An 11,541-nucleotide genomic window follows, 5' to 3' on the forward strand; every position below is an offset into this window, starting at 1 on the left:
TCACATTGAAACACTAGATAAAAATTCATTGGCATTTTCTATAAGATTATCGACGACCTACACTTTTAAATTTGAAAGCCTAAGCAAAGTAACAATTTCAATTAACCATTATTGTTTTGAAATATTTGGAAACTAAAACTTCGAAGTGTGTTATTTTGTAAGTAAGATCTGAATCAACAGGACGAAAAAATTGCAATCTCATTAAGAGCAAATACATATTATATTTTTGATGAAATCCCTGATTTACAAATTTATTTAATTACTTAACTTCATTTGTATTCAAAGAATTTATTTATTCATATTGACCAATTGCAAATGCCTCGGAGCTTTGTAAATTATTCCTATTAAGTCTAAATTATAAATCAAACTTCAAGCTGATGGCAAGATTCCTTCCCTCTTCATTTGCGAAGTATCTTAGACGATTAAGATAATCTCTATAAACTACATTCAAAAGATTTTCACACCTAATGGCAAATTTAACTTTGTGGTTGCTAATAGAAAAGTCAGATGTTATTTCAGCTCCTAGAAGACAATAACCAGATGGTGTACTCATGAAATCCTGATCATCCTTGATGTCTGAGCGACGGAACACATATCGGGCATTCATTTCTGCACTGATAAAACCAAAAAATGGAATTTTTTCCTGTTGATATTTTACCGAACTAAAAAGTTGAACTGGGGGAGTATTGACCAATGCCTGATCTTTAACAAGGTCAATCATTTTAATGTAGGAGAATTGTCCTAACCACTGCCAGTGTCTGAATAATTCAAATCTACCCAATGCATCAATTCCATAAATGGTTGCATCGGTTTGATTGTATTTAAAAACCGGAAATGCGCCTCTTATCGTAAGTCTGTATTCATTCTGTGGTTCAAGATAAATATAGTTATTGATCCTTTGAGCATAAATGCTCGTTTCGAATATAAAGTCTTCTCTTAAGTTGAACGTATTGGTCAGTATAGTCTTCAAACTGTATTCTTTAGTAAGCTGGGGATTACCTTCTTCAATTCCCGCAACAGCCTGATGCAACCCTGAACTATAGAGTTCATTTACTTCAGGTGATCTAGAGGTAAACCCCGTATTCAATCTGGCTGTCCATCCTTCCATTAATCTTTGTTTGACTCCGGTGGCTATGCTGACATTGTGAAAGCTGTGATTTTTAACCTCTTCGATTTTAGGAGTACGTGAAGCAAAGGTATTCACACTCAGTAAATTAAAATCATAGCGAGAACCTAATTCCAGAAAGGTATTTGAAAGTTGATAGCTTGCTTGAATAAATGTTCCGGAATTGTTTAATAAATAGTTTGGAATCAATGGGAAAATACCGGTACCAGGTTGATTAAAATTATAATTAAATTTTTGTTGGATACCAAAAAAAATATTTTTCTTTCCAAATTCTATCTTTTTCTTAATTTCTGTAAAGTACGATTGCATTAGTAAATCCAATGCCGGAGTTTTAGATCTATTGCCTCTGCGTACATCATACTCTCTTCGATGGTTAAGTTGAGCAGCATAAGACCATTCTGTAAATTGTTTTCCATCTTGCCATTGATGTGTTCCTTTATAAAAGTAGTGACTGACTTTTTGGAAAGGTGATTCAATGGAATAGGAAAAATCATTTTTAGTAAAAAAAGGTGTATCCCTACCAATCGCAGTTTTAAGATCTGTCAAATTACCAATATGCGCACCTCTAAGAATTCCAAGCTCCGTGTGATATACACTTAAAAAATGTTTGATATTTTTGTTAGGACTAAAATCCTTGATGATCAGAAATGAACCGGTGTATTCTCGGGATCCTGTGTTGGTAAGATAATAACCAGGAGTCTTATGGTCACCACTGAATTTATAACCTGCTGTTAAGCGCCAGTCAAATTTCTTTTTAGATTGTTCCATCCTAGAGGATAAAGCTACCTGATTTCCATTGCTTTGATATGAACATAGATTATGACTGTGAAGGTGAGGATCTTTTCCAATTTTTCCATGTTCGAGTAAAACCAATCCACCTAGATTGTTGCCGCCATAAGCCAGGGCATCGACCCCTTTAATTACAGTTATGTGGTCTGAAGCAAAAGGGTCTATTTCCGGAGCATGGTCCGTTCCCCATTGTTGACCGGCGAGTACAATTCCATTGTTTAAAATTCCAATTCTATTGCCACTCATTCCATGGATGACGGGCTTAGAGATGGTGGAACCATTTTTTACGGAAGAGACACCTGTTATTTGTTGTACAATTTGACCGAGTGAACTTCCGGCCAATCTTGAAATTTCATTTGAGTTAATGGTATTTTGTGTTTGTGAAGCAGAATTTGCCCGATGACTTTGTACTGTAACGGTCTGCAAGAAATGTTCATGATGTTCTATTTCAAAATTAATAATGCTGTCACCTTGTAAATTAAAAAACACCTTTTTAGTTTCACAGCCAAGATGATTTATAATAAGGTGAAAAGTACCGGGGCATAAATTTTCAAATAAAAAAGAACCGGTCGAATCAGTTTGAGTATATCGACCGGTTTCCTCAAAATATAAGTTTACAAATTCCAAACCTGAATTTTCATGTGGATCATATACTTTTCCTGAAAATGTCAAGGAGCACTTTTGGGCCAGTAAATGATTCCCAATCAGAATCAGGATAATAAGTTGAAAAAATTTCACAAATATTATTTTATTTCAACATCAAAACTTACTTCTATGTCTGTTTCTCCTCCTGCATTCGTAATGTCCCCATTACTCACTCCTGCAGCAGTTTTATTGGGTTCATGGCGGAGTGTAATTATTAATTTTCCTGAGCTAGGACCACTTGCTATTAGAGCAGAACTGATTCCTACTGGTTTGCCATTTGCATCAGTGTCTGTATAACTGTTAGCGATATTCAGAGTACCATTTTTACTGAAAAAAAATTGATGTGATGTTCCTTCTGTACGAATGTCTTCTGTAATGTCAACTGATGGGGTTACTGATTCGTTGAGCAGTTTTAAAGTAGCCTGGTAAGCAGTATTGGCTTTTAGAGGACCACTTACTGTAATTACTGGAGAATTCCCACCATCACCATCCAAATCTCTAAAGGTCATAAGTACAGAATCTGTGCTTGGACCTATTTGGTTTAATGAGTAAATGAGGGTGGTAATTAGTTCTTGTTCATCCCCTTCACCATTGTCAGTGCATGCGGTAGTAAAGATAAATAAGCTAATAAGTATATATGATTTTATTGAAATGTAATTTTTCATGATTAAATATTTTTATGAATAAATAATTTAGATAGAGATTTAAATATCTCCATACCAGATAAAAATTAGTTAAGTAATTAAATATGAGAATTGGCTACCTTGAAGGGTGGCCCTTTGTTCATAATTTCGGAATGGAAAACTAATTTTACAAGTGGTGCATAGGAGGAAATTTCCTGAACATTATAAAAATTTAAAAGAAATGCAAATGCATCAATCCTTGCTGTGTCTAAAAACAAAATGCCTTCGCAAAGGGAACATTTTTTGGCAGCTTTTGTTAAATGGCTAGGGTGTTTACAACCATGGTTAAGATCTCTATGATAGATGGTCCTGTGGCATGCATCTTTTTCTACTTCAGCGTTATGACTGATTCCAACATCATGCTCATGTGTGTGGAAATAACTACCGGAGGTTTGAAAAATGGCCAGTAAATAAATAAAAATCATCAGGGCGGTAAAGAAACCCTTCAGATGATTATTAGATTTATCGGACAAGCGGCGCATGAACACTAATACTAACGAGTTGGCTAGTTTAAAAGTTTTTATTATTAAAATTTATTCTTCCACATCATACTCTCAACCGGACGAATTGATCTTTCATTATATTTTGCTCCGGGCTTTCTATTGTAAAGATTATTAATGTCTCCATCTACCATGAAATAAATCAGCTGCCCAATGGGCATTCCGTGATAAACTCGTACAGGGAGCACGCAACTTATCTCTAAAGTCCAGTGATTGCAAAATCCAACATCCCCCTTACCTGCTGTGGCATGTATGTCAATCCCCAACCGACCTACACTAGATTTTCCTTCCAGGAAAGGAACTGTGTGATGAGTTTCTGTATATTCTTCCGTTACTCCAAGATATAGCACACCAGGTTGAAGTAAAAATCCATCATCCGGAATATCAAAGCAATAAATAGGATTGTGTTTTTTTGCATCAAGTTGAGGGTCCACATAGGTTGCCAGAGTCCTTCCCAGATGCACATCATATGAATTAGTGCCCAAGCTTTCCGGTTTGAAGGGCTCGATCACAATGTCTTTATTTTTTATAGCTTCCAGAATTTTTTTATCACTTAATATCATATTTCATTTATTCTCCAGGCTTTAACCAACCTATCATCCGAGGCCGAAAGTAAGATATTTTCCTCGCTTATCCAGCATAAATCATTTACAGAATGTGTGTGAGAATTTGGCTTACCCCTAGATATATCTTTAACCAGTTCTAAATTATTTCTGTCCCAGAATCTAATAGATCGGTCACGGCTGGCGCTGGCTAATAAAGGCAAAGGTTCAAGATCGCAAATCTTGTTTACAGTAAATAAATGAGCCTTAATTGGGATCTCAACTTCTTTTCCTGTTTCCAGCTCAAATCTTCTGATGAGGGCATCCATTCCTGAGATTATTAAATGATTTTCCGGCTTAAGCTCAAGAAGGGAAAAAACCATTTTCCCAGAAGATATTCTGTGAATCAATTCGAGCTTTTTTTCTTCTATATGGTATAGGAATATTTGCCCTTGGTCGTCGGATAGAAAAATATCTTTCTCATTTTTGGAAGGACAAATTGCTCTAATTTTATTTTTGCCTATTTTAATTGCATCAAGTAACTCAAGGGTTTTTGGATGAAAACAAGAGAGTATGCCGTCTGCAGAGGTGCAAAAAATATATCCTGCCATTTTGCAAATCTGGTAGATACAAAATTTATGGAAAACAATTTTCCGTGGTGGAGCACTTAGATTAATGTCCAATCGGAGCAAATATCCTTTTTGTGTTCCACAAAAAATGTATTCATGTTCCACATCATAATACATACAAAAAATAACATCATCTACCATTGCTATGGCTGAGCCATCAGCGTTTGAATTGACCGGCCATTGCACAATTTTACCATCACTCCCCCCACTTAAAAAGTGTAATGGTTTACGAGTGGGAGAAAGACTGTATACGGATCCCTGATGACCATTAAAGTCACGAATCCATTTCACTTCAAACATAATTATTTATAATAAATAAGAAATTCTTCGGGCTTTTTTCGTGAAATATCCGGCACCTGAATTTCAATGGCAGGATAACCAATAGGAATCAAAAGAAATGGTTTTTCATTTTCTGGGCGATTCAGAATTTGTTGCAAAAAATTCATAGGACTTGGCGTATGTGTCAAAGATACTAACCCTGCATGGTGGATGGCTGCTAATAAAAATCCACAGGCCAGGCCAACAGATTCCTGAACATAATAGTTTTTCTTTTTTTTACTGCCAACAAGGTCATATGATTTTTTAAAAACTACAATCAGGCACGGAGCCATTTCCAAAAATTCTTTATGCCAATCAGTACCTAAGGGGGCAAGGTCCTCCAGCCATTCTTCGCTCATTCTATTATGGTAATTTTCAAACTCCTCTTGTTCAGCAGCCTGCCTGATTTTTTGCTTAGTTTCAGGATTTGTCACCACACAAAATACCCAAGGTTGTTTGTTGGCTCCTGAGGGTGCTGTATTGGCAGTCAATAATATATTTTGAAGGACTGATTCGGGTATTGGTTTATTGGAAAATTCCCGCACAGTTCTTCTTAGGTTCATAAAGTGATAAAAATCAGCACTTCTTTCAACCATTTCCTGATCAGAAAAGGATACTGGTTCGTATTTAATTGTTTTGTAGGCTGCCATTATAAATCACCCAATTGAGGTCTCAATATAATTTCTTCCAATACTGCTGAAGGACTTAGTTTTAGACTGGCAATTATGGTTTGTGCTACATCGTCGGCTTGCATTAATCGATCCTCAGGAAGATCCACTCCCTTCCATGAATCTGACCAGGTAGCACCCGGATAAATGGTGGAAACTTTGATTCCGGTAGATTTTAATTCTTCTCTCAGGCATCTGCTAAAACCCTGCAAAGCAAATTTGGAAATACAATAAAGACTTCCTCCCGGATATGGATCCAGACCAGCTACAGAGCACATATTAAAAATGTACCCAGATTTTTGGCGAATAAATTTTGGTAACAGGCCTCGTGTCAATCTGAAAATACTGTAAAAATTAGTGGCCATCATTTGTTCCAAAAATCCGTCCGGCCCATCCAGTATCATTCCGGGTTGATAAATTCCGGCATTGTTGACTAATATATCCAGGGGTTCATTTTTCTGGATGATAAAATCAATAAGATCATCTACCTCATTTGCAACTGAGATGTCTGCTGCAAAAATCTCTATATGTAAATTTGGGTGAATTGTTAAAATTTCAGATTTGAGTAACGTCAGGTCATGAAGGCTTCTACTGTTGATGACCAGATCAATTCCTTCATTGGCCAAAGCTTTTGCAATTGCCCTTCCAATTCCTTTACTGGCACCTGTTACTAAAGCAAGCATAATATTTTATTTATTAAAAAAATTAGTGCATTTATCATTTGAATGGACAAAAGTTTATTTTCTCAGTGCTAGAATTTTCATATTAATTTTAATTTCGTCGTTGATCAAATTGTCCAAGAGATTACTAAATATTTTCTTTGAATTGTAATTGATTCCCCATTCCGTTCTATCAATTATAAATTCCGGAATTATGATTAGCATGATGTTTTCAGCAATATTGACATGGGCTTTAATTCGAAGAGGTTTAGTAATGGATTTTATTGTTAACTCTCCATCAACTATTGCGTTGGTAAGAGAATCTTTAGAGGCAGTCACTGCGACAATTCTAAATTCAGCCGTTGGGAAGGAATCTACCTGAAAGAAATTTCCGCTCTTCATATTTTCTTCGAAATCCTTTTTCTCATCAGGATCTGAAATATCCAGGTTGGCAATCGTTGTCATGTCGATATTAAATACTCCGCCTGCAAGATTACCGGCTTGGTCAATGAATAATTTACTTTCCTTAAATTTTAAACTTCCATTGTGGGTTCCGGTAGGGCTTGACCCTAACCAATAAATGATACTTTGTTGAGGTAATAGTTCAAATCCAGTACCATAATTCTGAAGTGCCGCTGACTGTTGAATAGGATCTGTTGATGGATTTCCATCTTTACTTTTACATGAGTAAAATAATATTAAGATTAAAATACTTAAGGCAGTTTTAAATTTTTGATTCATAAGGTAGAACTTAATTACTATTTGATTTAAATTTTATTGAATGGATTGACATTTTTTTTGAAGCCAGATTCTTTCTTCTTCATTTAACAGTGGACTAACCCTATTATACACTTCTTGATGATATTGGTTTAACCACACGAGAGAGACACGGTCCATGTCGGGTTGGTAAATGAGACTGGTATCGATTGGAAAAAGAGTCATGGTTTCTAAGGCAAGGAAGGGCCCATAATCTCCATTTGAGTGAGGTTGTGTAAGTACAAGATTTTCAATTCTTATTCCATGGGATCCACTTTTATAGAATCCCGGTTCATTACTGGTTAACATTCCTTCAACAAGGTCTGTATTCCCCCTTTGGTTCCAGGCACTTACAAATCCCTGAGGAGGTTCATGAACATTCATAAAAAACCCTACGCCATGTCCGGTCCCATGTCCGTAATTGAGTCCCATTTGCCAAAGATGCTGTCGAGCAAACGCATCCAATTGAATGCCTTTAGTCCCACGGGGAAATATCTGTCGGCTTAGTGCTATATTTCCCATTAGGACTGCGGTATATTCTTTTTTAATTTCTTCTGCGACTTCTGATAATGCAATGGTACGTGTGATATCCGTAGTACCGTCCAAGTACTGTCCTCCAGAGTCCAACAAAAGAATTCCTTCAGGCCTAATGGTCTTAGAAGAGTTTGGATCAGGTCTGTAGTGTATAATTGCTCCATTTGATTGATAACCTATAATGGCATCAAAGCTTTCATTGACATAAAGAGGCATAGAGGCACGACAAGATTTAATTTGCATCGCCATTTCATATTCTGTAGGATACACTCCGGAACCCAATTTCTTTTCCAACCACATGAATGCCTTAACCAAAGCCACCGCATCCTTCTCCATTACTTTTCGGATGTGTTGGATTTCAACTTGATTTTTTATGGCTTTCATGGTCATGATACAGCTTGAGCCCGACACAATTTTTCCTTCAGGGATCATCAAGGCTAACTTTGCATTCAAGCTAATTGGGTCTAAGAGAAGTTTATGGTCTCCGAGTGACCGGATCGTATTTTCTATTTCAAAATATGAGACAATGCTTATTTCATCTGCAACAAGAGAAGTTGCAATTTCTGAATTGACTTTATCTGGATCGATGAATAATTTTGCTTCGTTCTTATAAATCATCAGATAGGCTACGAAGACCGGGTTACAATGAACATCACTGCCTCTTAAATTCAAGATGTAGGCAATTTCATCCAAGGCTGCGACCAGAAAGCAGTCTGCTCCGCTTTTTTCAAGATGGCTTCGAACATCCGATAACTTTTCAGTTCTGGATCTTCCACTATACTTTATATCGTGTTCAAATAAAGGTGTTTTTGGCAATGCAGGCCTGTCTTGCCAAATACCCGTCAAGAGGTCACCACAATCTTTGAGCAAGATTCCCTTGGAGCTCAAAACTTTATTAAAGTGAGCGACTTGGCCAAAGGAAAGACACCAAAAATCACATCCGACAGTTTGTCCCGGACTCAAATGATTTGCCAACCAATCCAAATATTCAGCTTGGGTTTGGACCAGCATTCTATGTAAAGTTATTCCCGTACCTGTTAATTGCTCTTCTGCTTGAAGAAAATAGCGCACATCTGTCCATAAACCTGCATGTTCCATGCTGACTACGCATGTTCCGGCAGATCCGTTAAAACCAGTGATCCATTCCCTGGAAGCCCAGTACTCAGGCAGGTATTCACTTTGATGTGGGTCAGAGGAGGGTAGAATGTATGCATCAACTCCGGCTTTGGTCATCTGGTCTCTCAGGGCATGTAGCCTGGAAGGAATATTCATAATTTATATTTTATGTATTAAAAAAAATCTTAATATGAAATAAAAAGTTATACATTTGTCACTGCAATACTACGAATAAGGCTCGAAGAACCAAATATTGCGATTTATTGTTTTAAAGAATTAGAAAACTATGCTCAAACAACATTTAAGTCAGAGGCTACTTCAAAAGCTATCCCCGCAGCAAATTCAACTTATGAAGCTGCTCCAGATACCCACGGCCATTCTGGATCAACGCATTAAGGAGGAGCTTGAGCAAAATCCTGCTCTTGAAGAAGGTAATGAATATGAAGAAGAGCCAGAGAATTTTGAGACTTCAAATGAAACACAAGAAACAGAGGGAGAATACGATCAGGAAGTGAAGGATTATGATTCTTCTGAACCTGCTGATGAAAATCCCACCAATGACTTTGAAGAATATCTAAACAATTACCTCGAAGACGATACAGCATCCTATAAATATAAGGCAGACGACTACACTGGTGAAATGGAAGAACAGAAGAGTGTCCCTTTTGCCGTTGAAAGTACCTTCCACGACCATCTGGAGCGCCAAATAGGTTTGCTCAAACTAAAAAATGAGGATCAATATAAGATTGCTCTTCAGATCGTTGGGTCAATTGATGACGATGGTTATTTGAGAAGAGACCCTTCTGCAATAATAGACGATCTGGTGTTTGCTCAAAATATAGATACCAATGAAAAAGAGATTATTTCTATTCTACAAATGATTCAGGCATTTGATCCTCCCGGTGTAGGTGCAAGAAATCTTCAGGAATGTTTGCTAATTCAAATCAAAGCTAAAATTAAGATAGAAAGCAAGAAAGTCAAGCTTAAAATATTGAAACTTTCGGAGATCGTGTTACAGAATTACTTCGAAGAATTTACAAAGAAACATTACACTAAAATGCAACGATCATTAGGGATCTCGGAATCTCAATTGAAAGCTGCCATTGATGAAATTCTTAAGCTCAACCCTAAACCATCATCCGGATATGTTGATCCGATTTCTTTTAACTCTGTGATCGGGCATTATATTGTACCTGATTTTACGGTTACTAACAGAGATGGGGAATTGGAACTCTCCGTAAATTCCAAAAACGCACCTGACCTTAAAATAAACGATCATTACCTGGATATGCTTCGCAACTATAATGACCACAAAAAAGTGGGTTCAAATGGTAAGAAGGAAAAAGAGGCGGTCATGTTTATCAAACAAAAAATAGAAAGTGCAAAGTGGTTTATTGATGCCATCAGACAACGACAAGATACATTATATCGCACAATGTATTCTATCATGCAGTTTCAGAAGGATTATTTTCTTACAGGTGACCAGAAGAAAATAAAACCAATGATCCTTAAAGATCTTGCTGACATCACCGGCCTGGATATTTCTACTGTATCTCGTGTAGCTAACAGTAAATTCGTTCAAACAGAATATGGAACCAAAAGATTGAAAGAGTTTTTCTCAGAATCCCTACAGACTGAAGAGGGAGATGAGGTTTCTACATTGGAAGTAAAGAAAATTCTTTCTGAGATGATTACCGGAGAAAGTAAACGTAAACCTTTAAGTGATGAAAAACTTAAAGAACTGTTGTTACGTAAAGGATACAATATTGCCCGACGTACGATTGCAAAATACAGGGAGCAATTAAATATTCCAGTTGCAAGATTGAGAAAAGAGTTAGTATAGAGAAAATTAAATATCGGAGAATGATTGGATGATTTTATTTATTATGCAATCCAATTCTCTGACAGCGGTTGAATCAATGATTTCACCTTTTTGAATTTTATCTATCAACAATTCGCAAAATTTTATTCCTGCATAGCAATCCACCATTGAAAAATTAGTTTTCAATGCATGGACACTGTTAAATATATTTTTTTGATTTTGTTCTTCCAAAAGAATTTGTAAATCTGAAATTCTTTTGAAACTATCTTCCTTCCAAGATAAAAACATTTCCTTTTCGATTTCTTGATTTCCAAATGATATTTGGCGAAAATATCTCAGGTCAATTGAGATGTCCATATTCCTGATTTAATATCTCTTCTCTTGGATAAAATATAAATTGTGCTCCTAACTCAGACAAGACAAACAGGCAAAAGTGGTGTTCATGACTTTTATACAGTTTTTGGAATTCTGGTATTTTCTCCGGTTGAATTAGATTTTTAACCATAAATTCTTCCATGCTTGATGCATGCACAGACCACAAACCAGTTTTTTCACCTGCTTCTATGACGGGGATCCCCATCTCCAATTCTTGTTGGTGGAGAATAAAAATTGGATATAAACTTATGTCTTCATTTAGCATGATTTCCTGAGCTTGATTCAGGGCTTTCCTGTAACGCCGAAGATCTTCTTCAAGTTGTAAAAATTTTTCGATACTGGGCTTATTCATAAAGCTAAGATACGGATGAAATTAATA

General features: G+C 36.4%; 12 protein-coding genes. 1 reads left to right on the forward strand and 11 read right to left on the reverse strand.

Going from position 1 to position 11,541, the window contains the following annotated elements:
* Positions 1–355: 355 nt before the first annotated feature.
* The 9 genes from IPJ53_02450 to IPJ53_02490 all read right to left on the reverse strand — a co-directional run bounded on the left by IPJ53_02450 (position 356) and on the right by IPJ53_02490 (position 9,121).
* Entirely contained in the window at positions 356–2,653 is a 2,298-nt protein-coding gene (locus IPJ53_02450; protein MBK7797948.1) for a TonB-dependent receptor, read from the reverse strand.
* Between the two features lie 5 nt (positions 2,654–2,658).
* Positions 2,659–3,225 carry a type 1 periplasmic binding fold superfamily protein gene (locus tag IPJ53_02455; protein MBK7797949.1) on the reverse strand — a complete coding sequence of 189 codons (567 nt, stop codon included), beginning with the start codon at positions 3,223–3,225 and terminating at the stop codon, positions 2,659–2,661.
* A 77-nt stretch (positions 3,226–3,302) separates the two neighbouring features.
* The gene (locus tag IPJ53_02460; GenBank protein ID MBK7797950.1) at positions 3,303–3,725 is read right to left on the reverse strand and encodes a hypothetical protein; all 423 of its coding nucleotides are present in this window, start codon (positions 3,723–3,725) and stop codon (positions 3,303–3,305) included.
* Between the two features lie 44 nt (positions 3,726–3,769).
* Positions 3,770–4,306, reverse strand: a complete 537-nt coding sequence (locus IPJ53_02465) for a dCTP deaminase (GenBank protein ID MBK7797951.1) — start codon at positions 4,304–4,306, stop codon at positions 3,770–3,772.
* Positions 4,303–5,205: a hypothetical protein gene (locus tag IPJ53_02470; GenBank protein MBK7797952.1), complete on the reverse strand. Its 903-nt coding sequence runs from the start codon at positions 5,203–5,205 to the stop codon at positions 4,303–4,305. Before IPJ53_02470 ends, IPJ53_02465 begins: the two co-directional genes overlap by 4 nt.
* Positions 5,206–5,216: 11 nt before the next feature.
* The gene (locus IPJ53_02475) at positions 5,217–5,882 is read right to left on the reverse strand and encodes a nitroreductase family protein (GenBank protein MBK7797953.1); all 666 of its coding nucleotides are present in this window, start codon (positions 5,880–5,882) and stop codon (positions 5,217–5,219) included.
* Positions 5,882–6,583 (reverse strand): SDR family oxidoreductase, encoded by a 702-nt coding sequence (locus tag IPJ53_02480; protein ID MBK7797954.1) that lies wholly within the window; start codon positions 6,581–6,583, stop codon positions 5,882–5,884. Before IPJ53_02480 ends, IPJ53_02475 begins: the two co-directional genes overlap by 1 nt.
* Before the next feature lie 54 nt (positions 6,584–6,637).
* Complete coding sequence (locus IPJ53_02485) at positions 6,638–7,300, reverse strand: YceI family protein (GenBank protein MBK7797955.1); 663 nt, start codon at positions 7,298–7,300, stop codon at positions 6,638–6,640.
* A 33-nt stretch (positions 7,301–7,333) separates the two neighbouring features.
* Positions 7,334–9,121, reverse strand: coding sequence for an aminopeptidase P family protein (locus tag IPJ53_02490; protein ID MBK7797956.1), 1,788 nt, complete (start codon positions 9,119–9,121; stop codon positions 7,334–7,336).
* A 130-nt stretch (positions 9,122–9,251) separates the two neighbouring features.
* On the opposite strand from IPJ53_02490, the gene rpoN reads away from it, so the two are divergent.
* Entirely contained in the window at positions 9,252–10,808 is a 1,557-nt protein-coding gene (rpoN, locus tag IPJ53_02495; GenBank protein MBK7797957.1) for an RNA polymerase factor sigma-54, read from the forward strand.
* A gap of 6 nt (positions 10,809–10,814) precedes the next feature.
* On the opposite strand, the gene IPJ53_02500 is transcribed toward rpoN, so the two are convergent.
* Both IPJ53_02500 and IPJ53_02505 read right to left on the reverse strand, forming a co-directional pair.
* Complete coding sequence (locus tag IPJ53_02500; GenBank protein MBK7797958.1) at positions 10,815–11,144, reverse strand: Hpt domain-containing protein; 330 nt, start codon at positions 11,142–11,144, stop codon at positions 10,815–10,817.
* Entirely contained in the window at positions 11,128–11,514 is a 387-nt protein-coding gene (locus tag IPJ53_02505) for a hypothetical protein (GenBank protein MBK7797959.1), read from the reverse strand. The genes IPJ53_02500 and IPJ53_02505 overlap by 17 nt, the downstream gene beginning before the upstream one ends.
* Positions 11,515–11,541 lie beyond the last annotated feature (27 nt).

This window comes from Candidatus Vicinibacter affinis (assembly GCA_016714365.1).
Classification (GTDB): domain Bacteria; phylum Bacteroidota; class Bacteroidia; order Chitinophagales; family Saprospiraceae; genus Vicinibacter; species Vicinibacter affinis.